We start from the raw sequence: 24974 nt of genomic DNA, 5'->3' as shown, positions 1-24974 counted from the left end.
CTAGCGGCTGCCGACAGGCAGGCCAATCGCGCCTTCGTGGCGCAACCGCCGCGCGACCTGCCAGAACCGCGCGCCGTGGAGGATCGCGGCGGTGAGCATGCCCAGCCCCGACGCCCAGACCAGCGCGATCGGCCCGTACCCGGCCTGGACCAGCCACCACCCCGCCCCGCCGGTCACGACGAAATAGGCGGCAATGCTGTTGACGCCCGCCACCACCTGATCGCCGAGCGAACGCAGCGCATAGACCAGCACGACCTGCGCGCCGTCGAACAGGATGAACGGCGCCCAGACCGGCAGCATCGCCAGCGCGACGCGGTGGACAGCGGGATCGGCGGGGAAGCCCGCGACGATCGGTCCGCGACCGGCGATCAGCAGTGCCGCGGCGGCGCCGAGCGCCAGCATCGCGAGCGCCGTCGCGATCAGCGCCCGCGATACGCCTGCCAGCGGATCCCCCTCGCCCACCGCATTGCCGACGCGCACGCCCGCCGCGGAGCCCAGGCCCAGCGCCAGCGCGAAGGTCACGTTATGCGCCGCGAACACGATCTGGAACGCATGCGCGACCGAATCGCCGAATCGGGTCGAGAGCGCGATCAGGATCGAAAACCCCGCGAGCTCCAGCCCCGATGCGATCGCCGGCACGATCCCGAACGCCGCCAGCGCGACCACGCCGCGCGGCACGCCGATCCAGGCCGCCCGATCGATCCGCCGCGTCCCGCGTTCGGCGGCGCGGGGCAGCAGCAGCGCCGCCGCGACCATGCCGACCGCGCCGAGCAGCGATGCGATCACGGTCGCGGCGGCCGCCCCCACCGCGCCCAGCGCGGGCAGCCCGAGATGGCCACCACTCAGTGCCCAGGCCAGCACCGCGTTGAGCGGCAGGATCGACAGGTTCACGATCGTCACGCGCTGCGGACGGCTGACCCCTTCGAGGAAGAAGCTCGCCGCGAGCATCACGAGTTGCGGCGGATAGCTGAGCGCCATCACCCGGACGACCCGGGCGGCCGGCGCGACGAGCGTCGGCGCGACGCCGAGCGCCGCCAGCATGGGCGTCGCGAATACCACCAGGATCGCGGCCAGCACGAGCCCCAGCAGCAGCGCGAACACGCTGCCCTCGCGCAGCACCTGCCCGGTGCGCGGCAGGTCGCCCGCGCCGTCGGCGCGCGAGGTCTGGACGATGACACCCGACAGCCAGGCGAGCCCGGCGACGATAGCGATGAAGGTGAGTGCGCGGCTGGCCCCCAGCGCCGCGACCTCGTGCGCGCCGACCAGACCGACCACGACCACGTCGGTGACATGGAGGATCGTCCAGTTGAGGCTGGTGAGCGCGACCGGCCAGGCGAGCGCGAGGATGCGCCCCGTCTCCGCCCGGGTGGTCTGCGAGAGGAGAATGCCCATCCGTCCCAGCTACCCGGTGCGGCTTTGTTTGGGAATGCGCGCAAAGGCGTTGCAGCGGCGCAAAAGCCTTGCTAGTGGCACCGGCCTACCAGCTGCCGGGTGAAAGTCCGGCCTGTATCACGTGCGGCCGTGGCGGAACTGGTAGACGCGCAACGTTGAGGTCGTTGTGGGCGAAAGCCCGTGGAAGTTCGAGTCTTCTCGGCCGCACCATTTTCTCCCCTGCCAGGGTCTTCCCTGCCAGGCGGGGCCCCGGAGAGCAGATGTCCATCGACGATACGATGATCGACACGCCCGACGGCCCGATGACCTTCGCGCAGTGGAAGAAGAAGAACCCCGTCCAGCTGCCGTCGCGTCGAACCAAGGGCAAGAAGCTGCCCAACAAGATCAAGCTGACGACCGACGAGAAATAGCCCCGCCCGATTCGGGATCGGCCGGTGCGGAGGCGCCTCTATGGCATCAGCACCCCAGAACGACCGACAGCGTCGTCAGCGATAGCGGCGCGACGAAGCGAAATCCGAATCGTTCGTCGCGGGTCCAGCAGATCGTGCCGTAGACCGACGTCTCCGTGTCGGGCAGCATGATCTGGCCGGTCAGTCCGAGCGTGACGGGCGTATCGCCCATCAACTTTGCCCCGCCGGCCGAGATATCGATCAACGCCGCGGTGAACGGCGCGCCGTCGAAACGCAGCCGCGCGAGCGCCGCGATCGGGAATCGCGGCGATCGCGCGATCCGGCCATCCTCCAGCTTCAGCGTGAAGACCCGGTCGACATCCTGGGGCTGATCGAATTCGAACCCCGCCTTCAGACCGTTGACCCAGCGCACCGTCCCCGGGACCAGAGGCAGGCCGCGGACCTCGATCCGCAGCGTCTCGCCCACCACCGGCGGGGTCGTGAACCGCGCCATCAGCCCGAATTTCGAGATGTTGTGGACCAGGCAGACCGATTCCTGGTCGCCGCGACAGACCTTGCCGATCAGCAGGACGATCGAATGTCGCTTGCCGCCGCGGCGCTCCTGCGGCGTCACGGCCAGGGCCGGACCCGGACGGTCATGCGGGGGGTCGTTCTTGTCATCGAGCATCGCGAGGTTCCTCGATTGCAATCGTGAGTGTTGCACAAATCGGCCATGTTTGGAACGTGACGCAGTGCGGAAAAGTCGCATCGTCATGCATTACCGATGCAGTTTCGGGACCGTCCGCCGTCATCGCCGCCCCCCGAACAGGGCGCGGGTCACCCCGCCCAGCGTCGCCTGGTCGAACTTCATCCGCATCGTCAGATACGGTCCCTGCCGCGTGTAGCGGTCGTCCTCGAAATCGCGATCGCGATAGCCGGCGATGTTGTAGCCCGCACTGACCCAGATATTGGCGGCAGGCGACACGCCGGCCGACGGCCCGCCGCTCCACGACACCGCGCCGCGGGACCAGGCATGCTGTACCGATCCCTGCACGCCGATATCGAACCGGCTGCCGAGATCGCGGCGCAGGTCGAACCCGGTGACGTCGATATAGCCGTCATAGCGATTGTCGGCGAACCGGCCTGCGACATACTTGGCGCCGTAATACACCGTCGCTTCGAGCCCGTGGCCCGCGCCTTCCGCGCCGGTACGGTAGTTGAGCGCGAGGTTGTTGATGATCCGCGACGTCACTTGGTCGCCCGCGCCATAGGCCGGAACGCCGAGCGTGTTGTCGTCGGTGAAGCCGCGGTCGGCGCGCTCGTGACGCAGTTCGAGGCGCTCGAGCAGCGACCAGCGGCTGTCGAGCGGGCGCCAGGCGATGGCGAGATCGGCATTGGCATAGGCCGCGACCGCGCCCGTCTTGTCGGTGACGGTATAGGCGCGCAGCCCCGAGGCGAGCGTCTTCCCCTCCCCCAGCGTACGGAGGAAATTGGAGGTGATCCCCCAGCGATGGCCGGCGTCGGCGGCGCGATATTCGAGGCGCGCGTTCCACGACCAGCGATCGCCGCGGTAATTGCCGCCGATCGTCGCCGCAGTGTAGTCGCCGATCTGCTGCTCCCCGCTTTGGCCGAGCGCGCCGCCCGATGCGATCGGCTGGAACGCGTTGATCACCGCACCCGTCGGAATCTGGCCCTTCAGCGTGCGGCTCGAATCGAGCGTGCCATCGACGGTCCAGCGCTTGCCCAGCGGGACCGACTGGCTGAGACCATATTGCGCATAGGTGCGCTGGCCGTTCTCGCCGCCGACCTCGCTGCCCATGTCTCTGGCCATGTCTCTGGCCATGTCTCTGGCCGCCTGCTGGTTGACCGTCGTCATGACCTTGGCGCCGGTCCAGGGCGCGACATCGACGCCGATCCGCTTGGTATGCGCGACGAAGTCGGCACCGTCGGCGATCTCGTAACCGCCGATCAGGCGGATGCCGGGGCGGATCTGGTACGACGCGGTCAGCTGGTGCCGGATGGGGAAGTCGACGCTGTCGTCGTCGCCGCCCGGCGCGACCTGCGTCTGCCCGCCGAGCACGAGCGCGTCGCCGAACAGCGACTGGCTGCCGCCGATCGTGAGCAGCCGCGAATCGCGCTTCTCGCCGTCGATCCCGCGATCCGACGAGACCTGGCCGCCGATGAAGACCGTCCCCGTCTCGCGCTTGTATTCCAGCCGCATGTCGCCCGCGATCCGCGTCGCCGGACTGTCGAGCTGGGTCTGGTGCCAGGCGGTACCGGTCAGGCTGAGCCGGTCGGTCAGCCGCAGCCGGCCATCGAACCCCAGCTTCCGCGTTCCTGCCTCGACCAGGTTCTGCTGGCCGACACCGAACGCGGTGTCCTGCTGGCGCGCATAGGCGAGCAGGTCGAGCGTGGCGCCGTGATGATCGACCTCGGCGATGAACGCACGCCCCTTGCCGATCCCGCCGCGTCCGCCGCTGCCCAGTTCGCCGCGGATCTCGGTCGTCCTGGTCGCGCGGACCTTCACGTCGACGCCGGCGACGGTCGCGTCGCCCACGGTCTCGTCGCGGATGACGCTGGCACCGATCTCGACGCGGTCCGCGAACATCCTGGTCGCGACGCGTGCGGCGGCGGCGAGTTTCGCGGAGCGGCCGCCCTCGACCTCGTAATCGGCGACGATGAAGATCGGGTTCAGCGCGCTGTCGCGGCTGAGGATCGGCTCGCGGAAGCGCAGCGTGCCCAGTCGGGTGTCGATGTCGTAATCGATGTGGCGCGTCAGTGCCCGGCTCGACACGATCAGCTCCGAGCGGAAGCGGTCGCGGACCTCGATGCGCAGCTTGTCGCTGTTCGGAACGAGGTTGCGGCCACGCAGGCGGTACGGGCCGCTGAGCCCGTTGCCCTGGATCTCGTCGCGCGCATACAGCGTGTCGGTATGCGCGGCGAACCCGGTCGCGCGGACCGCCTTGCCCTCGTAGGCCGCCTTCACGCCGTTCAGCGTGCGGTTGTAGCGCAGCAGCTGCGTATCGGTGAACCCGGTCTCGAAATCGCCGAACAGCGCATAGATTTCGCGGCGTTCCAGCCGGAGATACAGCTTGCGGCGGGTGGCGGCGTCATAGCCCTGGCGCGATCCGTCGCCATAGACGGTGTAGTAGCGGTCGGGATCGATCGTGCCGAGCAGGCCGCGGTCGGGGTCGTATTTGCGGTCGCTGTCATAGGCGATCGTCGCCAGCCACGATCCCTTGACGCGCCCCTTGGCATAGAAAGCGAGCTGGCCATCGGTGACGACCGCGTTCCGCTCGGCGCGCGGCAACCCGCTCTGCCGCTTGCTGAGCATGTCGTAGCCGATCGAGCCGGCGCCGAAGCCGACCACCACCCAGCTCTTCTGCGAGCCTGCGAGCCAGCCGCGGATCTCGCTGGTACGGATGGTCTTGTCCTCGACCAGCGAGACGACCGCGCGCACCGCGCCGGCCTGCGTGGTCGGCTGCAACGCGAGGAACGCGAGGCCGTCGTCGCCGACGACCTGTGCGCTGGCGCCCGTGCGGTCGCCGTTCATCTGGCGGGCCTGTTCGCGTTCGACGGTGATCGCGGCGGCATAGGGCTGGTCGACGGTGAAGGGGATCGGCGTGCCGGCGCGGACCGGGCGGCCGTCCTTGTCGGTCACGCGGACCGCGAGCAGCGGCCGGGTCAGGCCGTCGGCAACCAGCCGGCTGTGCGCGAGATCGACGACCGCACGCACGCCGGGACCGGCGTAATGGACGGTGCGATCCAGCGTCCGCACGACGCGGCCGTCCGCCGCGAGCACGCGCGCCTGCAGCCGGTTGTCGCCGTCCGTGAGCGCGATGCCGGTCCATTTCGACAGGGCGAGGCCCGTCGTGGCGTCGCCGTCGGTCCCGTCGAAGGTCATCGGGTCGACCTGCCGACCGTTGATGCTGAGCGCGATGCGCTGGTCGGCGCCGTGCTTGATCACTACGCGCTGCGTCGGCGAGCGCGGGTTGTGGTCGGCGGCGGGGAACAGCCAGTCGATTCCGGGCGGAGGCCGCGTCGCCATCCAGTCGCGATTGCCCGCCGCCGTCGCGTCGTCGACGACCGCGATCGGCAGCGCCTGCGCGGCGGCCTGCGCCGCCCCGGTCGGCTTCAGCTGGAAATCGACGCGCTTCAGCAATCCGCCGTCGCCCTCGACGAAGCGCGAGATCGCGCTGCCGGCCTGGCGGGTGTCGCTGTCGCAGGTGACGGGTGTGTGCGTCGGCGGGATGCTCGCGGTGTCGAGCTGGACGACGTGGCGGCCGCGCCGGACGCCTTCGAAATGATACAGGCCGTCGCGGTCGGTGACGACGAAGGTGCCATCCTCCATCAGCAGGCGCACGCCCGCCACGCCCTTTCGGTGGTCGACCGGATCGCCGCAATTCCCCTCGGTCACGCGGCCGATGATCGTCATGGCGTCGGTGAACAGCAGCGGCTGGAGACGGACCGACGCCGCGGCCTCGTTGCTGGCGATGCCGACGCCGCGCATCACCGCGCGGTTGAGCGCCTCGCCGACCGGCGCGCCGGGCGCCACCGTGACGACGTAGCGCAGGTCGAGCGTCTGTCCGCCGGCGAGCGCGGGGACCGCGAAGTCGAGCGTGCGCGCGTCGCTCGCCACGCTCGGCTCATCCGCGCCGCGCGTCGAACCGCGTTCGTAGCGCAGTCCCGCCGGCAGGATGTCCGACAGGTGCAGCGCGCGCGCGGCATCGGTGCCCCGATTGGTCACCTGGATGCGATACTGGATGACGTCGCCCGGCGACGCCTGCCGTACCGACGCGGTCTTGGTCAGCAGCAACACGCTGTTGCTCGCCTTGTCGACGGGGATGTCGGCGTAGAACGGCTCCGGGTCCTGCAGCGTCAGGCCGCCGCCGAAGCTCGCGTCATTGAGCATGAAGGGCTGGCCGGCGGCGTCCTTCAGGGCAGCGAGCGCCTCGCGCGGCATCGTCGACGGCGCGGTATAGGCGCCGGGTGGCTTGATCTTGATGAAATACCGGCCCGGCGGTGCGAGCGGGAAACGGTAATGGCCGGGCAGCGCGGGGTAGACCCGGCCGCTGGCGTCGGTCACCGGCTGCCCGGTGGTGACGGTCGCCGGATAGGCACTGACGCCGTCGTCGCCGAACACCGATGCGGGCGCGCCCTTGTCGTCGACCAGCGACACCACCGCGCCGTCGATCAGCTCGGCCGTCTGCGAATCGAACACATAGCCGGCCGGGTCGATCAGCAGCGAGATCGACGATGCGAAGCTGTTGTCGTTCTCGACGAAGCTGAGGGTCAGGTTCTCGCCGCGCTTCATCGGCAGGTCGCACGCTTCGGTTCCGGCCGGTCCCTGGCCGGTCGCGGGGACGCCGCCGGCGAACACGCCGCTGTCGGGCGCGGTTTCGAGCAGCAGGAGCGCGTTCCTGACCGCGCCGACCTCGACTGCGACGCTGACGGTCTCGCGCGTCGTCGGATCGAGATTGTCGCCGGGATTGTCGATGACGACGATCAGCGGGGTACGGATGTCGAGCGTGGTGAGCCGCGGTGCGGCCGCCAGCGTCGCGGCGTCGATCGGCGCCGCGGTGGTGACGACGGTCGGCGTCGCCTGGCATTTCAGCCCGCTCAGCGTGTAGCCCGGGGGCAGCAGGCGGAGGCTGAACGACGTCGGCCGCTTGGTCCGCACGACGTCCAGCGACACCGTGTTCGACGACACGGTGCGCCGCGCCGCTTCGGGCCCGAACGACAGCGTTGCCGTGTTGACGACGCGCGTCGGGGCCACCTGTGCCGGCAGGGCGCCGGCACTGAGGCCAAGAAGCACGGCACCGAGGCGCGCAAGGAGGCGGAATCCGGGCATGAGGCATCCCGAACCGGCGCGCGTCGCCACGCGCCGGAGTCGAGCGGTCCCTTGAGCCGAGCCGGGGCTAGTTGATCGTGACCTGGAACGTCACGCCCAGCGACTGCAGGCTGGACAATGTCGGGATCGTGGCCGTGATCAATTTCGTGTCTGCATTGTACGAGGCGGTATAGGGGCTGCCCCCCACCGCGGCGCCGCTGTCGTTCATCGGCGTGCCCAGCACGCATGCGCCCAGGACGGGGAGCCCGCCGACCGTGATGGAGCCGGGCACGTAGGTGGTGTTCGTCGGGATCGTGTCGGTGATGTTGACCCCGTTGGCAGGCGTCAGCAGCGTCGCGTTGTTGACGATCAGGCAATATTGCACGACCGCGCCGGGCAGCGCCTTGGGCGCCAGGGGTCCGTTGACCGGGTCCGAGATGACCGCCGACGACTTGACGACGGTCAGCGCGACGTCGCGCGTCGCGATCTCGTAGGCGAGCGTCGCAGAGGCCAGGCCGTCACGCGGTATGGTGTCGGTATCGGCGAACACCACGTCGACCTGCTGGTCGTCGTTGAGAGTGCTCGGCGAGAGCGCCACGCCGGGTACGGTGGTTGACGCATCGCCGCCTGCTGCGACCTGCGCGGTCAACGTGACGTTGGCGAGCCGTGCCGATTGATCGGCCGGAATGTCCGCGACCACGAAAATGACGATCGACGTGTCGGCGGCGAGTTCGTTGACGAAGGTCAGCTTGTCCTTCGTCGCGTCATATACGCCGTCCCCGTCGCTATCGACGTAGACCTTGGGGAGGACGACGTCGAAATTGTCGCCGCCCAGCAGGATTCCCTGGGTCGGCGTCAGCAGGAAGTCCTGCGTGCCGTTGGTGCTGTTGGTCAGCGTGTACTTGAGCACCGCACCGGTCTGGCCGACCGCGACCTGCGTGTTCCCCGGCTGTCCGTCGACCAGCGTCAGGTTGACCTTGCGATCGACCTTGAACGTGGCGGTGTTCGACGTCTTGGTCTGGTTGACGCCGTTGACGCTGTAGCTGGCGGTGGCGGTATTGCTGATGACGGTGCCGGCAGTGGTGCCGGACTGCGCCTCGGCGCCGGTGGATGCAAAGGCCGCCGCTGCGGCCGTACCGGTCAGCATCAGGCGCCTGGCCGCGAAAACGGTCATGTATCGAAGTCCTTGTGGTCGGAGGGGGGTGGGAATCACTTCAGCACGGCCTGGAACGCGAACTGGCCTTGCGAACCGGGGGCCACCGGACTCGCAAGGCGCCACCGGACATGGGTGACATCGTCGGGGTTCGCGGCGCGCGTGCTGCCGTCGAGGGCACGCACGCGGAGGCTGGCGAGCGCCCCATAGGTCTTGCCGTCCACCGACACTTCGGGCGCCGGCGAGCCCGGGCTCGCGCTGCGATAGCCGATCGCGCGGGGCAGCGGGTTGGCGAGGACGACGTCGGACAGCGGCTGGCGCCCGATATTGTGATAGGCGAGCACGAAGACGATGCGGTCGCCGGGCGACACGCGCGCCGGCTTGACCAGCGCGACCCGCGTGGTGCCGTCGGCGGCGGCGCTGCGCTGCTCGACCATCATGCTGCTCGTGATCTCGAGCGGGCCTGCGGCGGGCGCCTGTCTGGCGGGGCCGGCGGCGACCGGGCTCGCAAGCGGGATCGCCGCCGCCATAATGGCGGCAGACAGGCGTCCCGCCGTCAGGACGGCGGCTGGCAGACGCCCCGCCGTCAGGACGGCGGCTGGCAGACGACGCATCTTCATCGTGGTGCTCCTCATTGGATCTGGGTCTTGAATTCGACGACATGGATGGACGCGGCGCCGACATCGCCGAGCGCGACCGCGACCCCTTCGCCGTCGAACCGTCCGGAATCCGCGTCGGCGGCATCGGTCAGCACGGCGTTGTCGACGCGCAGGCTGCCGGGGACGAAGGTGGTGCCGGCGGGAATGCGGTCGGCGATCACCGCGTCGCGCGCGCCGCCGGGGAAGCGTGCTTCCAGCGTGTAGGTGATGACCGATCCGCGCCGCGCGCCGCCAGCGGCGTCCGCGACCGACTGGGTCTTGACCAGCACCGGGTCGGCACCGGCGGTGCGCAGCGGCACGGTGACGCTGGCGGCGGCGCCGGTCGGACCGACGACCGCGTCGCCGCCGCCGTCGCCCTGGCCGTCGAACGCACGACCGGCGGTGCCCGAACCGGTCGTCGCGCGTGCTGTGACGACGAGCGCGTCGCTGGCACTGCCATCGGCGACGAGCGCGAACAGCCGCAGCGTCGCGCCGGGTTCCAGCACCGGCGTCGTGCCCTCGACGACCTCGGCGTCACGGGTCGCGTCGTACTGCCCGTCGCCGTCGCTATCGATCGCGAGCAGCGGGGTCCGCCCGCCGGTCGCGAGCGACGCCGTGACAACGAAGGCCTCGCGCCCATTATCGGCATTGGTCAGGATGAAGGGGATCGCCGCGACAGTGCCGTCGAGCGCGACGGGCCCGTCGCTTTCGCGGACCAGCCGAACGTCGAGGCGTTCGGCGACCAGCATCGTGACCGTATTGGACTGGAGCGCGCGGGTTTCGCCGCCAGTCTCGTAGGTCAGGCCGGCCGTGTTGACGATCGGCGTCCCCGCCCGCGTCTGCGCCCGTGCGCCGACGGAAAGACACGTCGCCATGCACAGCACGACGATGGACCGAACGGCATTGCCGATCATGTCCATCCGGCGATCATGTGAGGGGCGATGCGTAAAAATTCGCTGTTCCAATCCAAAGACCGGAACTTATTTGCGTCTCGCTACTTAATCATTCCCTACAAAATCGAAACGGCAAACATCTGTAGCCTTATACTTCGATTTCAAACCGCTTCGGATGGCGGATCTGAGCAAAGTTGTTCGTTCATCCGCTACATAAACCGAAAACGACTTGGATTAGACCCGTTTTGCTGATGGTTTCCGCCATCACATCTTGGCGACGGCGCGCAGGTAACTGGTGACGGAATCCTGCCCGATTGCACTGAGCGATATCTCGACGCGGCGGCGGTCGGCGGGATCGATGACGCGGTCGATCAGGCGCAGCTTGTACAGATGCTCGATCCAGCGCTGCGACGTCGTCACCGGTGCATCGGCCATCGCGACCAGCGCCTTGATGTTCATCGGCTGCGGATCGTCCGCCGCCACGAACAAGGCGAGCAACATGTCCCAGGCCGGTTCGTGGAACAGCTCGGCCGGCAGATGCTGGCGCCGCAGCCGCCGTTCGGCCAGCAGCGCATTCGCGCGCGCGATCAACGCGCCGGAACTCGGTCCTTCATCGTCGGTCTCTTCGACCGGTTCGACCACCGCGGCAATGCGCTTGTCGAATTCGCCGGCCACCGCCGACAGCGTCGCGGTCAGTTCCTTCATCAATCCAACGACCGTATCGTTGTTCATCCCAAGCTCCCCGTTACCGCAATCTACACCCCGCCCTGCCCCCCCGGGTCAAGTACAGAACGGCGCATCGACCGGGTCAGCCTAGGCACATTGCGAAGGGGGGGCCAAGCAAAACCTGCCCCGCAATGTTACGGATCCGCGGCCGACAGGTCCTTCGAGAGGAAAGCATCGTCGCGCCTGCAGCGGGATCGGCCCGATACATTCATTTTCGACCTAACGTTTTTGTAATAATTTGCTTCGGCAATCTAATGCTCTGGATTATCGACCCTATTCTAAACCATTGCGGTTTCATCTGTCCCGTTCTGGTTCTCGCCCCAAAATAGATCCTAATCTTCGTGGGCCGAGCGGCTATCGCGCGCGCACTCGGACGGCCGCCGACGATTCGGCCGCACCACGGAGACCGACGATGAATGCCCAGCTGATCTATTCGATGTTGAACGATGCGTGTCGCGCGCTGGAGGAGTCCGGCGAGCATGTGATCGCGGCCTATGTCGGGCAGGGCATGGCGCTGATCGACGAGAAATACGCGCTGGGGCATGAGCGGATCGACGACGCCTGCCGTCATTGAGGCACGGTATGCTTTCGCGGTCTCGCGCGTTATAGCCGGAATTCCCGCGAAAGGGCACTGTGTCCGCTTATCTGAACGCCGTCGGATCCGCCGTTCCCGACCATGACATCCATGCTGCATTCCTCGACTGGGCACGGGCCCGCGTCGACGGCCGTTCCGCGCGACTGTTCGATCGGATGGCCGACCGATCGGGGATCGCGCATCGCTGGTCGATCCTGCCGCGCACCGAAACCGGGGCTTCGCCGGTCGCCGAGGACGGCTTCTATGCCGCGGAGACCCTGCCCGGCACCGCCGCGCGGATGGCGCTCTACGCCGACCACGCTCCGCATCTGGCCATCGCGGCAATCGATGCCTTGCGTGCGCAGGTGGCGCTCGACGGCATCACGCACCTGGTGGTGGCAAGCTGCACCGGCTTCGTCGCTCCCGGTATCGACCAGATCATCGCCCGGCGGATCGGCCTGTCCCCCACCGTCGAGCGGCTGCTGGTCGGGTTCATGGGCTGCTATGCCGCGGTCGTCGCGCTGCGCAGCGCACGGCACATCGTCCGGTCGGAACCCGGCGCCCGCGTGCTGGTCGTCACCGTCGAACTGTCGACGCTCCACCTGCAGGCGGTCAGCGCGATCGAACCGCTGCTCGCGATGCTGCAGTTCGGCGATGGGGCCGCGGCCGCGCTGGTGACCGGCGACGCGCACGGGTTCGCACTCGAAGCGCCGTTCGCGACCACGCTCGAGGACAGCGACCACCTGATCCGCTGGGACATCACCGACAGCGGCTTTGCGATGCATCTGTCGGGCGAGGTCCCGGGCCGGATCGCCACCGCGATCGCCGACCCCGCCTTCCGCGACGTCGCCAGCGGCGGCCATCCGCCCGAAAGCGTCGATGCCTGGGCGGTACACGCCGGTGGGCGATCGATCCTCGACGCGGTCGAGCATGCGCTGCACCTGTCGCCCGACGCGCTGGCCGCATCGCGCGCGGTGCTGGCGGAGAATGGCAACATGTCGTCGGCGACGCTGATGTTCGTGCTGGAGCGACTGCTGGCCGGTCCCCCTGTCGCGCGCGGCGTTGCGCTCGCCTTCGGTCCGGGGCTGGCCGCGGAGGGGTTCGGCTTCCGGAGCGCGCCGTGACACTCGCGCGGTCGCACGCCGAGGAGCAGATGGACGCGGACGATCTCGATCCCGCGGTCTACGCCGCGGTCGTCGGCGACCTTGCCAAGGTGAACGTCGTCACGCTCGCTGCGCGCCCTACCCTCGCTTTCCTCGCGCGTGCGGCCGAGCGATCGCCATCGCTCCGGATCCTCGACGTCGGCTTCGGCGACGGCGACATGCTGCGCCGGATCGCGCGCTGGGCAACGAAGCGCGGCGTGGCGGTCGAGCTGGTCGGCGTCGATCTCAATCCGCGCAGCGAGGCCGCGGCGCGCGTGCATGGCGGCGCGATCCGCTACGTCACGGGCGACTATGCGGACCTGGCGGACGAGCCGTGGGACGCGATCATCAGCAGCCTCGTCGCGCATCACATGACGCACGCCCAGCTCGTCGCGTTCCTACGCTTCATGCAGGCGCAGGCGCGGGTCGGCTGGTTCGTCAACGACCTCCACCGCCACCGGTTCGCGCATGCCGGATACCCGCTGCTCGCGACGCTGGCGCGCTGGCATCCGATGGTGCGGCATGACGGCACGCTGTCGATCGCGCGCAGCTATCGGCCCGACGAATGGCCGCCGATCCTCGCCGAAGCCGGGATCGACGATGCCCGGGTGTTCCGCGCCTTTCCGTTCCGGCTATGCGTCGAACATCTGCGCTGATCGTCGGCGGCGGACCCGCGGGGGCCGCGACGGCGATCGGGCTCGCGCGCGCCGGCGTGCCACACACGCTGCTCGAACGATCGCGCGAGACGGGCGATGCGCTGTGCGGCGGCTTCCTCAGCTGGCGGTCGCTGGAGACGCTGGCCGGGCTCGGGATCGACCCCGACCGGCTCAATCCGGCACGCGTGACGCGGGTACGGCTGTTCGCGGGGAGCCGGCGGGCCGAGGCGGCGCTGCCGCACGCCGCGCTCTCGGTGTCGCGCCACCGGCTCGACACGGTGCTGCTCGCCGAGGCGGTACGGCTCGGCGCCGGGGTCGAGCGCGGCGTCACGGTACGCGAGATCGACGATCGCACGGTGCGCACCGCCGACGGCGCGACGCTCGCCACCGATGCGCTGTTCCTCGCGAGCGGCAAGCACGACATCCGCGGACTCGCGCGACCGGAAAGCGCGCGCGGATCCGATCCGACGCTGGGCCTCCGCGTCCGGATCGTGCCGTCCCCTGCCCTCGCCAGGTCGCTCGCCGGCCAGATCGAACTGCACCTGTTCGATCGCGGCTATGCCGGGCTCGCGCTGCAGGAGGATGGCAGCGCGAACCTGTGCCTGGCGGTACATCGCTCGAGGCTGCAGGCGGCGGGAACCCCGCGACAGCTGCTCGACGCGCTCGGCCGGGACCTGCCCGCGCTCGGCGACTGGATCGCGCGGATCGAGGCGCCCGTCGATGCGATCGCCAACGTCCCCTATGGCTGGCGCGTGCGCAGCGGGGAGCCGGGGCTGTTCCGGCTCGGCGACCAGGCTGGCGTCATTCCGTCGCTCGCGGGCGAAGGCATGGGGATCGCGCTGGCGAGCGGTGTCTCCGCGGCCGCTGCCTATCAGCGGAACGGCGCACAGGGCGCCGCGGACTGGCAGGTCGGGTTCGCGGGTCGGCTCGCCCGCCCGATCGGAGTCGCCGGCCTCGTCCGCCGTATCGCCGAGGACAGCCGGGCGACATGGCTGATGCCGCTCGTCCGGCCGTCGCTGATCCGGATCGTCGCCGATGCGACGCGTATTCCCCCGCATTGACCCAGGGCCGTTCCGGTACGACGGTCATCCGATGGACCAGCTGAACCTCTCCGAGGCCGAATGGCGTCGGCGTCTGACCCCCGTGCAGTACCACGTGCTGCGGGAAGCCGGGACCGAACCCGCGTTCAGCGGTGCCCTCACCGATACCAGGGCCGACGGGATCTATCGCTGCGCGGCGTGCGGCAACCCGCTGTTCGACAGCGCGGACAAATATGAGTCCGGGTCGGGCTGGCCGAGTTTCACGCGCCCCGCATCGACCGACGCGATCACCGACCATAGCGATGCGAACCACGGCATGACCCGCACCGAGACGCGGTGTGCGCGCTGCGACAGTCATCTCGGCCATGTCGTCGACGACGGACCGCCGCCGACGGGCCTGCGCTATTGCATGAATTCGGTCGCACTCGAGTTCCGCGCGCGCCGAACCGGGTGATCTTCGCTTGTAGGCCCTGCGGTTAGCGCGTATTTCGCGCATGTTCATGGCTCGTGCGCGTCCCCCCCGTCCCCGATGGCGCCGCCGGCTGATCATCCTGATCCAGCTGCTCGTCGGTCTGGCCGTCCTCGCCTTCGCCGCGCTGGTGATCGCGGTCTATGTCGCCAAGTCGCAGCTGCCGTCGTTCGACAGCCTGAAATCCTCGCCCAACGGCCAGATGATCCGCGTCCATGCCGCGGACGGGACGGTCATCGTCTCGCTCGGGCCGAGCTATGGCGAGTGGCTGCCCTATAGCGAGATCCCGCAGGTGATGCGCGACGCGACCATCTCGGTCGAGGATCGCCGCTTCCGCTCGCATCTGGGCGTCGATCCGATCGGCGTCGCACGCTCGATCAAGGTGCGCTGGGACCGCGGCCGGTTCACGCAGGGCGGGTCGACGATCACGCAGCAGCTCGCCCGCAACGTCTTCCTCAACAACCAGAAGAAATTCGCGCGGAAATTCCAGGAGGCGATCCTCGCCTTCGCGATCGAGCGCGCGTTCACCAAGGACCAGATTCTCGAGCTCTATCTCAACAAGGTCTATTATGGCGGCGGCGCCTACGGCATCGATGCCGCTAGCCGGAAGTTCTTCGGGCATGGCGCGGACCATCTGAGCCTCGCCGAGGCCGCGGTGATCGCAGGGCTGGTCAAGGCGCCGTCCAACTATTCGCCGACCGCCGATGCCGAGGCCGCGGTCGGTCGCGCCGGCGTCGTCATCAGGACGATGGAGGAAACGGGGGCCATTACCGCGTCGCAAGCCGCCGCCGCCGACATCCAGGGATTGAAGCTCGCGCCCGAGCCCAAGCAGAACAGCGTACGCTATTTCACCGACTGGGCGCTGCCGCAGCTCGACACGCTGATCGACGAAACGACGCAGCCACTCGAGGTCTGGACGACGCTCGACCTGTCGATGCAGCGCCAGGCCGACGCCGCGATCCGCGCCAACGCACCCGCGGGTGCGCAGGGCGCGCTGGTCGCGCTCGACCGCGACGGCGGGGTGCGCGCGATGGTCGGCGGCAAGGACTATGTGTCGTCGATCTACAACCGCGCGACGCAGGCGGTCCGCCAGCCCGGCTCCGCATTCAAGCTGTTCGTCTATCTCGCCGCGCTCGAAGCAGGCCACAAGCCCGAGGATTCGATCGTCGACGAACCCGTCACGATCGGCGGGTGGAGCCCGCGCAACGATTCGCGTCGCAACTCGGGCGCCGTGTCGCTCCGCACCGCGTTCGCCTATTCGCTCAACACCGTCGCGGCGAAACTCGGCCAGGAGGTCGGCTTCGCGACGGTCGCCGACATGGCGCGTCGGTTCGGGATCACCACGCCGGTCAACACCCATCCCTCGATGGTGCTCGGCACCTCGGAGGTGCGCCTGCTCGACATGACCCGCGCCTTCGCCAGCGTCGCCAGCAAGGGCGTGGCGGTGACGCCGTACGGCATCACCCGGGTCAGCTCGAACGGACAGACGATCTACACGCACGAGGTCGACCGCAGCCATGTGCTGGTCGCGCCCTATGTCGCGGCGGAGATGACCGACCTGCTGCAGACCGCGGTCAATACCGGCACGGGCCGCGCCGCGCAGATCGGCCGGCCGGTCGCGGGCAAGACGGGTACGACGAGTTCGTCGAAGGACGGCTGGTTCCTGGGCTTCTCGAGCGGGATCACGACCGGCGTGTGGATGGGTCGCGACGATGCGCGCCCGATCGCGGGGCTGCACGGCGGGACGGCGCCGGCGCGCGCCTGGGCCGCATTCATGAAGCCCGCGACCGCCAACCGCCCGATCGAGCAGTTCGAAACGCAGGTGACGTTGCCCGAATGGCAGCTGGAGCCCGACGAGGAGAGCTATTTCGGCCAGCCCGACAATGGCGAGTCCGGGCAGATGGTCGATGCCGATGGCAACCCGATCGAGCGCCCGGCGCCGGTACAGCAGGCGCCAGAGGACGACGGTAGCGTCCCGGTGATCGAGGGCGATCAGCAGGCCCCGGTGCCGCCGCAGCAGTTGAACCAGGACTGGATCGACCGGGTCACCGGCCGCGATGCCCCCGCGCGTGACGGGTCCGGCCGCGATCTGCCGCGGCGCGACGGGCCGGCCGGGCGTCAGCCGCTACAGCGCGACGTACCGCGCGAGCGCAATCAGGACGACCGACCGATCCAGTGAAGCGCGGCGCCGTGCGTGCGCAGCCATGCGCGCGCGGGCATCGGGTCGCTGTCGAGCAGCTCGGCGACGAGCGCGTGGAACACCGGTGCATGGTTCATGTGTACGCGGTGCGCGACTTCGTGCGCGACGGTCGCGCGACGGACCCAGCCGGGGGCGAGGATCAGCCGCCAGCTGTAGCGGATCGCCCCGCTCGACGCACAGCTGCCCCAGCGGCCCGTCGGATCGCCGATCGTCACGCGGGTCACCGAAACGCCCGCTTTCGCGGCGAATTCGGCGGTTTCCTGGGCCAGGCGGTCGAGCGCGACGCGCTTGATCCACGCCTCGACCCGGCGCGGCACGGTCTCGATCGGACCGGACAGCGAGAGCGTATCGCCGTCACGGACCAGCGTGCGCCGCGCGCCTTGCTGCCAGGCGATCGTCAGCGGTTCGTCGGCCACGGTCACCACCGCACCGGGCGCGAACGGACGCGCCTGTGGCAGGCGGGCGCGCTGCTCGGCGAGCCAGCCCGCCTTCTCTTCCGCCCAGGCCAGCACGGGTTTCAGCGCCGCGCGCTTCGGCAGGACCAGCTTTGCCCGGCCGCTGGCCGGATCGATCGACAGCCGCGCACGCCGGGCACGCGGGTGGCGGACGATGTCGAGGCCGTCGATCACCTGCGGATCACAGCTCGCGCTCGACCACATGATATTCGAGCTCGCCGGCCTCGTCCTCGCTGACCGTCCAGCCGCGTACCGATTGCTTGGCGCGGTGGACCGCCTCGCGGTCGCCGCAGACGAGGTAATGCCATTCGGGCAGCGCCTCGCCCGCCGCGCGGAGGCGGTAGGCGCAGGTGCTGGGCAGCCAGTCGATCCCGTGGACGTTGCCCGTCGTCAGCCGGACGCATTCGGGGACATAGGCATGGCGGTGGCGATAGTCGGAACACTGCCCGCTGCGCCGGTCGAGCAGGCGGCAGGCGACGTTGGTCGGGACCAGCTCCCCGGTATCCTCGTCCTCCAGCTTGTGGATGCAGCATTTGCCGCAGCCGTCGCACAGCGCCTCCCACTGGCCGCGGTCGAGCTGTTCGATCGGCGTGGTTTCCCAGAAGCGGCTCAACGAACCCACCGCTTGATTTCGTCGGCCACGGCTTTCGGTCCCTGTTCCTGGGGCAGCAGCGCGATCGGCTTGCCGTCCGGCCCCATCAGATAGGTCTGGCGGCTGTGGTTTACGAGGTAACCGCCACCGGGTGCGGGATCGCCCTTGGCGGAGAAGATCGCGAATTCCTTCTTCACGGCCTCGATCTGCTGCGGCGTTCCCGTCAGCCCGACCATGCGCGGGTGGAACGCCGATACGAAGGCCTTGAGCACCGGAGGCGTATCGCGCGCCGGATCGACGGTGACGAAGACCGGGACGACCTTGGCGGCGACCGCCGGGTCGCTCGCTTCCAGCGTCTTCAGCGCGGCGCCGATCGCCTGGACGTCGGTCGGGCAGACATCGGGGCAGAAGGTGTAGCCGAAGTACATGATCCGGTATTTGCCTGCGAAATCGCGGTCGGACACGGTGCGGCCATCCTGGTCGGTCAGCGTGAACGGTCCGCCGATCCGGGCCCCTTCGAGCGGGGGGCGGGCCGGAGCGACCGGCGTCGGGCTGCAGGCGGCCAGGGCGAGCGCCCCGAACAGGACATGGCGGACGATGTTCATGATGACGCCAGCCTTGATCTGTTAGCGGTTGCAGCGCAAGCGTCGGCAAAAGCCCGGCTTCGAGGATATCCGCTATGTCGCCCTTCCGCCTGTTCCTGACGGCCCTGCTGCTGACCTCCGGCGCGCCCGCGCTCGCGCAGCAGCAATCGGCCGGATACAAGTTCCTGTCCGCGGTGCGCGACGCGAAGAACAACGAGGTGCTCGAAATGCTCGGCAGGCCGGGCAGCAACATCGTCAACGCGCGTGACGTGACGACGGGCGAGGGGGCGCTGCACATCGTCATCAAGCGCGGCGACGAGACCTATCTGCGCTTCCTGCTGCAGAAGGGCGCCGACGCGAACATGCGCGACGGCAAGGGCAACACGCCGCTGCTCCTTGCCGTGACGATGGGGCAGACGGGGATGATCCCGATCCTGACCGCGGCGAAAGCCAATCCGAACCTCGGCAACTCGGCGGGCGAGACGCCGCTGATCCGCGCCGTGCAGCGCCGCGACATCGCCATGATCCGCATCCTGCTGAACGAGGGCGCCGATCCCGACCAGGCCGATATCATCGCCGGCATGTCGGCACGCGCCTATGCCAAGCAGGACAGCCGCAATCCGGTGGTGACCAAGCTGCTCGAGGACGCGCCGAAAAAGACGCAGAAGGCCGTGTCGGGCCCGAAATTCTGATCGTCCCCCCGGGCGGGCTGCCGGCGCGCTAGAAGGCCAGTCCGTCCGCATCGGGATCGACCACCCCGATCAGCCGCCGCGCCGCGCGCCGGCCGAACGCCAGCGTACAGCGCTTGCGGACATGCGCGGGCAGGGGGGTGGAGTGTGCCTCGCGGACGATCGCCGCGTCGTAGCGATCGGCGACGATGATCCCGGTCCGCCCGGGCAGGAACGCCGACCCGTCCAGCGGGCCGATGTCGAATCCCGCTGGCACCGCCCAGTAATAGCGATCGCAATGCGCCAGGTAATCGGGCCATTTGCCGTCGCCCAGCAGGTCGGCGCGCGACACCTTGATCTCGATGATCACGATCTGCCCGCGCGCGTCGAGCGCCATCAGATCGGCCCGTCGGCCACCGTCGAGCGGAACCTCTGCCATCGCGGTCAGGTCGTGCCGCAACAGCATGCGCGTCACGCCGCGGGTGACATCCGCGGCACAAAGGGGCGAACCGGGCGCGTCGACGCACGAGGCGGGGGGGCGGGAAGGGACATCGAGCATGGCCCAGAAATAGAACAATCCGCGAACAGGGCAAGCCCGTTCGCGGATTGGTCGGTCATCGGCAGCGGGTGGAGCAGGGGCCCCGGCGCGTGCGGATCAACGATAGAAGATGTGGTTGCCGATCGCCGCGATCTTGGTGAGGCGGCCGCCCGGCGAGCGGTTCGGCGTGTTGAAGAACAGCGCCTTGGGGGCGGGGCTGTTCCAGGCGCTGGCAAGCGCGACCTTGGCGACGGCGATCGCGGTGCGATAGGCCTTGCCCGCGGTGATCGTCGGGATATGGCCGCCGCGCACGAAGCTGAACTGGCCACGCTGCGTCACGACGTCGCAGACGTCTGCGGGGAAGCGGCCCGACTTGGCGCGGTTGATGATGACTTCAGCGACGGCGAGCTGGCCGGCGAGCGGTTCACCCTTCGATTCGAAATAGACCGCACCGGCGAGGCACTGCAGCGATTCGTTGGCGGCAGCGGAATCCTGCGCGGCGACGGCTTCGGCGAGGGAGTCGAAATCTTCGGATTCGGCTTCGGCAGGGGCGATCGGTGCGGGGGTGACGGCCGGTTCGAAAACGGGGGTCACGGCGGGCACGATCTGCGGAACATTTGCCGGGGCGAGGGTGTTGTAACTTACAGAAACGGGAGTCGTGATCGCGGTGCGGTCGAGTTCCGTGGCCTTTCCAGGCGTGCTGTGTCCAAGCAGGCCGGCGAGGGAGAAGGTCATGGCTGCGATCGTCGCGGCCCGCTGCAGAATCGTCATTCACTCAAGTTTATATGCGGTTGGACCACGGACCCGATCGGCCAGGCCAATCGTCCGGGCATCCCCCCGACTGCGTAATCGACCCGGATCGCACCCGCACCGACACAACGCGATTTCTTCTGCAATCTCCCTCGTTTCACGGGGGATTGGAGTCAATCGTCGAGGATCGTTTCAGCGGCGAACCGTTCCGCGCCTGCGATGTCCACCTCGATCACCCATAAATCCGGGTCACGCGCGCGCCGCCGGCGCCAATAGCCGTCGATATCCTCGGCCGGAGTCGAGTCGATCAGAATGGTGCGGCCGTCCGGCCCCGGGCCGCGCTCCAACAGCTTGGGGGGCTCACCACGTTCGATCGCAACCACGAGTATGGTGCCGTCGGACGTGCCCTTGGCGAGCACCATCCCCGAGCCCCCGGAATCGTTGACGCGCCGGAGCAGGGCGGTGGCCATCATCCCGGTCGGCAGACGTCCGCTCATCGCGCGGGCCTCATGTCATCCGGTATCCCGGCAGGTCGGCAAGCGGGATGCGCGACCGCATGAACGTGCCCGTTCCCCGGGCCGCTTCCTCGCCGTCCGCATCGATCAGCCGCGCATCGGCGACGAATACCCGTCGCTTGCCGCTGATCCAGCGACCCTCGGCAATGACCGGTCCTGCCTTCAAGGGGCGCGTGAGCAGCAGGTTGAACGCGGTGGTGAGCAGGAAGCGATCGGTGACGAGGCTGTTGGCGGCATAGAAGGCCGCATCGTCGAGCATCTTGAAATAGCTCGTTCCGTGCGCGGCACCGCCGGCGTGATAATGGCGTTCGTCGATCGCGAAGTGGATGCGCGCGAACCCGCTCTCCGGAATCTCGAGCGACGATTCGAAGAACCGGTTGATCGGTGCTTCCGCGTAGAGCGACTCCAGCGCGCGGAAATGCGCCTGCGCGCCGCTCTCAGGCTGCATCGCGGGCATCGTCGGTCGCGAACAGGGCGTAGAGGGTGTCGCGCGAGCCCGTACCGCGCAGCCTGGCGAGGAAGGCCTGGTCGCGCAGGCGACGCGAGACGCGGGCAAGCGCCTTCAGGTGCACCGCACCGGCGTCGGTCGGCGACAGCAGGAGAAAGACGAGGTCGACCGGCAGATCGTCCACCGCCTGGAAATCCACCGGCTGCGCCAGACGTGCGAACACCGCGGTCACCTGTTCGAGGCCATCGATCTTGGCGTGCGGGATCGCAACACCGCCGCCGAACCCGGTCGATCCCAGCTTCTCGCGGGCGAGCAATTTGTCGGTGATCATCTTCGCGTCGCCGTCGATCACGGTCGCCGCTACCGCGGCGAGCTGCTGGAGCACGGCCTTCTTTGTCGCAGCGACGACGCCCGTCAGCACGGCGTCGTCGCGCAGCATATCGCTGAAATCATTCATGGTCGTGGAATGGATCCTTGCCCCTGCGCGAGCGCTAGTCGCGTCGCGCAGGGACGTAAAGGTCAGGTCGCGGGGGGTGTCGCAGCCGGGGACGCGGCGGCGCGCTGCGGCTCGACCCAGCCGATCGTGCCATCGCCGCGGCGATAGACCATGTTGTGCGCGCCGGTGCCCGCATTCTCGAACAGCAACGCCGCGGTATTGCGCAGATCGAGCATCATCACCGCGTCGGACACGCTGGCGACGGGCACGTCGACGCGGGTCTCCGCGATGATCAGCGGCGCATCCGCGACGTCTTCTTCCTCGACGCTTTCCTGGAACAGGGTGTAGCCCGCATTGTCGTAGCCGATGCTCTCGGCTGCCGCGACGGCCTCGCCGGCATGGCGATCCTTCAGGCGGCGCATGTAGCGGCGCAGCTGCGTCTCGATCTTCGCGGCGGCGCCGTCGAACGCGGGATGCGCGTCATAGGCCTCGGCATGCCCCTTGAGCACCAGCCCCTTCATGACGTGCGCGACGATGTCGCATTTGAACCCGGCATCGTGCGGGCCCTTGCCGAACGTCACCTCGGCCGAAATGGCGCGGGAGAAATACTTGTCGGCGATACCCTGGAGTCGGTCTTCCACATGGCTGTTGAGCGCATCGCCGGTGGCGACCTGATGACCTGAAATCCGGATATCCATTTTCGTCTCCTTATACGCTGACGGTCCTGTTGGCTCCGTCCGCTCGGCGTCATCCGGACGCCGCGGCCCCCCAGATCGGATCCTTGATCCCCCTCATGAACGCTGCATGCGCCGCAAGGTCTCCCTCGCTCGCGACGAAAATGCGCGGCGGGCGGGCGATACGGGGCGGGGGCGCGACGACCGGTGCGGCGCTTGCGGCAGTGGCCTCCGCCAGCAGCCCCAGACCGATCTGCCGCCCGCCCATCAGCTCGACATAGACTTGCGCGAGCAGCTGCGCGTCGAGCAGCGCGCCGTGCAGCACGCGGTGGCTGCGGTCGATCCCGAAGCGCGAGCACAGCGCATCGAGCGAATGCTTGGCCCCGGGATGGCGGCTGCGCGCGATCTGCAGCGTGTCGACCATCCGGTTCATGTGGATGATCGGCCGGTTGCAGCGCTGCATCTCGCCGTTGAGGAAGGAAAAGTCGAAACTCGCATTGTGCGCGATCATCGGCGCGTCGCCGATGAAGTCGATCAGCTCGTGTACCGCATCGCCGAAGCGCGGCTTGTCGGACAGGAACGCCTCGCTGAGCCCATGGACGTTGAACGCCTCGACCGGCATGTCGCGCTCGGGATGGTAATAGGCGTGGAAGGTACGCCCGGTCTCGACCCGGTTGATCATCTCGACGCAGCCGATCTCGACCATGCGGTCGCCGCCGGAGAAACTGAGGCCGGTGGTTTCGGTGTCGAAGACGATCTCGCGCATCGGCAGGTTATCCTCCTTCACCGCGCGTCACGCAAGCGATCACCGCACGCACCTGCGCACGCGTTTCATCCAATCCCGTATCGGTCTCGATGACGAAATCGGCGCGCGCGCGCTTTTCCGCGTCGGGCGTCTGACGGGCGAGGATCGCCTCGAACGTCTCGCGAGTCATGCCGGGACGGGCCAGCACGCGCGCGCGCTGAACCGCGTCCGGAGCGGAGACCACAACGACCCGGTCGACCTTCGCATCGCCGCCGGTCTCGAACAGCAACGGCACGTCGAAGACCACCAGCGCGTCGCCATGACGCGCGAGAAAGTCGGTGCGGGCCGCCGCGACCGCCGGATGCACGATCGCCTCGAGTCGTGCGATCGCGGCGTCGTCGCCGAACACCGACAAGCGCAGCTTCGCGCGATCGACCGCGCCGTCGGTCGTCGAGCCTGGAAACGCCGCCTCGATCGCGCCGACCAGAGCACCGCCCGGGCCTTGCAGCCGGTGCACTTCTGCATCCGCGTCGAACACCGGGACGCCGAGATCTCGGAACATCGCCGCGACCGTGGACTTGCCCATGCCGATCGATCCGGTGAGCCCGATGATCATGCGGTCAGCAGCGCCCGCAAGTCCTCGTCGCGATCCTGCGGAGGTTCCACGTGGAACAATATCTCGAACGCGACGGCCGCCTGCGCGATGAGCATCTCCAGCCCGTCGACGGTCTCGAGGTTCCGCTTCCGCGCAGCCTTGAGCAGGCCCGTTTCCAGCGGCGAGTAGACGATGTCGTAGACGAGACTGTCATCGTCCAGTGCGCCCAGATCGAGATCGAGCGGCGGTTGGCCAGCCATGCCGAGTACGCTGGTGTTGACCAGCAACCGCGAGGGCGGGGCCGCGGGAGCCAGTGGCAACGCCTGGCCCTTCAGCTTGAACAGCGCCAGCAGCGCTGCACCTTTCAACGGATTGCGGTTGAGGATCGTCACCGGACCGACCCCCATCCGCGACAGCGCGAACAGCACCGCGCGCGCCGCGCCGCCGGCGCCGATCACCGTCACCGGCTGCCCCGCGATATCGAGATCGTCGATCGGCGCCCAGAACCCCGCGGCGTCGGTGTTGGTCCCGATCATCGCGCCGTCCTTGCCGCGAAACACCGTGTTGATCGCACCGATCGTGCCGCGGACATCGCCGGGATCGGTCACATGATCGAGCGCAGCCAGCTTGTGCGGCATCGTGACGTTGCAGCCGCGCCAGTCGGGATCGGCGCTGCGGCTCTCGAAATAGGCGGGGAGGGCGTCGGCGGTCACGTGTGCGCGGCGATACTCGGCATCGATCCTGAGCGCGTCGAGCCAGAAGCCGTGGATGATCGGCGACTTGGATTGCGCGATCGGGTCACCGATCACTTCGGCATAGGCTTTGGTCATCGTCGTTCCTTGTTCCCGCGCGAGCGTTGTCGCGCTGGCGGG

At 68.6% G+C, this 24974-nt stretch carries 27 protein-coding genes and 1 tRNA gene; 9 read left to right on the top strand and 19 right to left on the bottom strand.

The features are described 5' to 3' along the window. Complete coding sequence (locus FSB78_RS15950) at nucleotides 1-1392, bottom strand: MATE family efflux transporter (RefSeq protein ID WP_147083543.1); 1392 nt, start codon at nucleotides 1390-1392, stop codon at nucleotides 1-3. Between the two features lie 123 nt (nucleotides 1393-1515). Between FSB78_RS15950 and FSB78_RS15945 the strand changes: the two genes are divergently transcribed. Both FSB78_RS15945 and FSB78_RS19335 read left to right on the top strand, forming a co-directional pair. After that, nucleotides 1516-1602: transfer RNA gene (locus FSB78_RS15945), tRNA-Leu, on the top strand. A gap of 50 nt (nucleotides 1603-1652) precedes the next feature. Beyond that, entirely contained in the window at nucleotides 1653-1802 is a 150-nt protein-coding gene (locus tag FSB78_RS19335) for a hypothetical protein (protein ID WP_199743203.1), read from the top strand. 46 nt (nucleotides 1803-1848) lie between these two features. On the opposite strand, the gene FSB78_RS15940 is transcribed toward FSB78_RS19335, so the two are convergent. The 6 genes from FSB78_RS15940 to FSB78_RS15915 form a co-directional block, all read right to left on the bottom strand. Further along, the gene (locus FSB78_RS15940; protein WP_158638030.1) at nucleotides 1849-2469 is read right to left on the bottom strand and encodes a PilZ domain-containing protein; all 621 of its coding nucleotides are present in this window, start codon (nucleotides 2467-2469) and stop codon (nucleotides 1849-1851) included. Nucleotides 2470-2589: 120 nt separating this feature from the next. After that, complete coding sequence (locus FSB78_RS15935; protein ID WP_147083541.1) at nucleotides 2590-7632, bottom strand: DUF11 domain-containing protein; 5043 nt, start codon at nucleotides 7630-7632, stop codon at nucleotides 2590-2592. A 67-nt stretch (nucleotides 7633-7699) separates the two neighbouring features. Then, a complete protein-coding gene (locus tag FSB78_RS15930) occupies nucleotides 7700-8785 on the bottom strand; it encodes a hypothetical protein (protein ID WP_242008346.1) in 1086 nt (361 codons plus the stop codon). 35 nt (nucleotides 8786-8820) lie between these two features. Next, a complete protein-coding gene (locus tag FSB78_RS15925; RefSeq protein ID WP_242008345.1) occupies nucleotides 8821-9384 on the bottom strand; it encodes a hypothetical protein in 564 nt (187 codons plus the stop codon). Nucleotides 9385-9395: 11 nt separating this feature from the next. Beyond that, entirely contained in the window at nucleotides 9396-10322 is a 927-nt protein-coding gene (locus FSB78_RS15920) for a hypothetical protein (protein WP_147083540.1), read from the bottom strand. Nucleotides 10323-10559: 237 nt separating this feature from the next. Beyond that, nucleotides 10560-11027 carry a MarR family winged helix-turn-helix transcriptional regulator gene (locus tag FSB78_RS15915; protein ID WP_147083539.1) on the bottom strand — a complete coding sequence of 156 codons (468 nt, stop codon included), beginning with the start codon at nucleotides 11025-11027 and terminating at the stop codon, nucleotides 10560-10562. 406 nt (nucleotides 11028-11433) lie between these two features. On the opposite strand from FSB78_RS15915, the gene FSB78_RS19155 reads away from it, so the two are divergent. Genes FSB78_RS19155 through FSB78_RS15890 form a run of 6 tightly spaced genes read left to right on the top strand, consistent with a single transcriptional unit; the run spans nucleotide 11434 to nucleotide 17081 of the window. Beyond that, on the top strand, nucleotides 11434-11595 hold the full coding sequence (locus FSB78_RS19155; protein ID WP_158638029.1) for a hypothetical protein: 162 nt from the start codon (nucleotides 11434-11436) through the stop codon (nucleotides 11593-11595). A 59-nt stretch (nucleotides 11596-11654) separates the two neighbouring features. Beyond that, nucleotides 11655-12719, top strand: coding sequence for a type III polyketide synthase (locus tag FSB78_RS15910; RefSeq protein ID WP_147083538.1), 1065 nt, complete (start codon nucleotides 11655-11657; stop codon nucleotides 12717-12719). After that, nucleotides 12716-13393: a methyltransferase domain-containing protein gene (locus FSB78_RS15905; RefSeq protein ID WP_147083537.1), complete on the top strand. Its 678-nt coding sequence runs from the start codon at nucleotides 12716-12718 to the stop codon at nucleotides 13391-13393. The genes FSB78_RS15910 and FSB78_RS15905 overlap by 4 nt, the downstream gene beginning before the upstream one ends. Then, entirely contained in the window at nucleotides 13372-14454 is a 1083-nt protein-coding gene (locus FSB78_RS15900) for an NAD(P)/FAD-dependent oxidoreductase (protein WP_147083536.1), read from the top strand. Before FSB78_RS15905 ends, FSB78_RS15900 begins: the two co-directional genes overlap by 22 nt. Nucleotides 14455-14485: 31 nt before the next feature. After that, nucleotides 14486-14887 carry a peptide-methionine (R)-S-oxide reductase MsrB gene (msrB, locus tag FSB78_RS15895; RefSeq protein ID WP_147083535.1) on the top strand — a complete coding sequence of 134 codons (402 nt, stop codon included), beginning with the start codon at nucleotides 14486-14488 and terminating at the stop codon, nucleotides 14885-14887. A 46-nt stretch (nucleotides 14888-14933) separates the two neighbouring features. After that, entirely contained in the window at nucleotides 14934-17081 is a 2148-nt protein-coding gene (locus FSB78_RS15890; RefSeq protein WP_147084261.1) for a transglycosylase domain-containing protein, read from the top strand. Here the strand turns inward: FSB78_RS15890 and FSB78_RS15885 are convergent. Genes FSB78_RS15885 through FSB78_RS15875 form a run of 3 tightly spaced genes read right to left on the bottom strand, consistent with a single transcriptional unit; the run spans nucleotide 17057 to nucleotide 18754 of the window. Further along, complete coding sequence (locus FSB78_RS15885; protein WP_422396712.1) at nucleotides 17057-17761, bottom strand: M48 family metallopeptidase; 705 nt, start codon at nucleotides 17759-17761, stop codon at nucleotides 17057-17059. The genes FSB78_RS15890 and FSB78_RS15885 overlap by 25 nt on opposite strands. Then, a complete protein-coding gene (locus tag FSB78_RS15880; RefSeq protein ID WP_422396711.1) occupies nucleotides 17739-18170 on the bottom strand; it encodes a YcgN family cysteine cluster protein in 432 nt (143 codons plus the stop codon). Before FSB78_RS15880 ends, FSB78_RS15885 begins: the two co-directional genes overlap by 23 nt. Continuing rightward, complete coding sequence (locus FSB78_RS15875) at nucleotides 18167-18754, bottom strand: SCO family protein (RefSeq protein ID WP_147083533.1); 588 nt, start codon at nucleotides 18752-18754, stop codon at nucleotides 18167-18169. Before FSB78_RS15875 ends, FSB78_RS15880 begins: the two co-directional genes overlap by 4 nt. Before the next feature lie 74 nt (nucleotides 18755-18828). Between FSB78_RS15875 and FSB78_RS15870 the strand changes: the two genes are divergently transcribed. Continuing rightward, nucleotides 18829-19425 carry an ankyrin repeat domain-containing protein gene (locus FSB78_RS15870; RefSeq protein ID WP_147083532.1) on the top strand — a complete coding sequence of 199 codons (597 nt, stop codon included), beginning with the start codon at nucleotides 18829-18831 and terminating at the stop codon, nucleotides 19423-19425. Nucleotides 19426-19453: 28 nt separating this feature from the next. On the opposite strand, the gene FSB78_RS15865 is transcribed toward FSB78_RS15870, so the two are convergent. The 9 genes from FSB78_RS15865 to FSB78_RS15825 all read right to left on the bottom strand — a co-directional run bounded on the left by FSB78_RS15865 (nucleotide 19454) and on the right by FSB78_RS15825 (nucleotide 24932). Next, a complete protein-coding gene (locus tag FSB78_RS15865; protein ID WP_147083531.1) occupies nucleotides 19454-19960 on the bottom strand; it encodes an MmcB family DNA repair protein in 507 nt (168 codons plus the stop codon). Between the two features lie 96 nt (nucleotides 19961-20056). Beyond that, nucleotides 20057-20710, bottom strand: coding sequence for a cell wall hydrolase (locus FSB78_RS15860; protein WP_147083530.1), 654 nt, complete (start codon nucleotides 20708-20710; stop codon nucleotides 20057-20059). Nucleotides 20711-20862: 152 nt separating this feature from the next. After that, entirely contained in the window at nucleotides 20863-21186 is a 324-nt protein-coding gene (locus tag FSB78_RS15855) for a DUF1491 family protein (protein WP_147083529.1), read from the bottom strand. A gap of 10 nt (nucleotides 21187-21196) precedes the next feature. Continuing rightward, nucleotides 21197-21652 carry a PaaI family thioesterase gene (locus FSB78_RS15850; protein WP_147083528.1) on the bottom strand — a complete coding sequence of 152 codons (456 nt, stop codon included), beginning with the start codon at nucleotides 21650-21652 and terminating at the stop codon, nucleotides 21197-21199. Continuing rightward, nucleotides 21642-22109, bottom strand: coding sequence for a PTS sugar transporter subunit IIA (locus FSB78_RS15845; RefSeq protein ID WP_147083527.1), 468 nt, complete (start codon nucleotides 22107-22109; stop codon nucleotides 21642-21644). Before FSB78_RS15845 ends, FSB78_RS15850 begins: the two co-directional genes overlap by 11 nt. 62 nt (nucleotides 22110-22171) lie before the next feature. Further along, the gene (gene hpf / locus FSB78_RS15840) at nucleotides 22172-22786 is read right to left on the bottom strand and encodes a ribosome hibernation-promoting factor, HPF/YfiA family (protein ID WP_147083526.1); all 615 of its coding nucleotides are present in this window, start codon (nucleotides 22784-22786) and stop codon (nucleotides 22172-22174) included. Between the two features lie 49 nt (nucleotides 22787-22835). Then, nucleotides 22836-23528, bottom strand: coding sequence for a DNA polymerase III subunit epsilon (gene dnaQ / locus FSB78_RS15835; RefSeq protein ID WP_147083525.1), 693 nt, complete (start codon nucleotides 23526-23528; stop codon nucleotides 22836-22838). A gap of 7 nt (nucleotides 23529-23535) precedes the next feature. Further along, nucleotides 23536-24123: a dephospho-CoA kinase gene (gene coaE, locus FSB78_RS15830; protein ID WP_147083524.1), complete on the bottom strand. Its 588-nt coding sequence runs from the start codon at nucleotides 24121-24123 to the stop codon at nucleotides 23536-23538. Further along, nucleotides 24120-24932, bottom strand: coding sequence for a shikimate dehydrogenase family protein (locus FSB78_RS15825; RefSeq protein WP_147083523.1), 813 nt, complete (start codon nucleotides 24930-24932; stop codon nucleotides 24120-24122). The genes coaE and FSB78_RS15825 overlap by 4 nt, the downstream gene beginning before the upstream one ends. Nucleotides 24933-24974: the final 42 nt, after the last annotated feature.

Source organism: Sphingomonas ginsenosidivorax (assembly GCF_007995065.1).
Taxonomy (GTDB): Bacteria; Pseudomonadota; Alphaproteobacteria; order Sphingomonadales; family Sphingomonadaceae; genus Sphingomonas; species Sphingomonas ginsenosidivorax.
The sequence above is the reverse complement of the archived record's forward strand: the minus strand, read 5'-3'. Positions and strand labels throughout refer to the sequence as shown.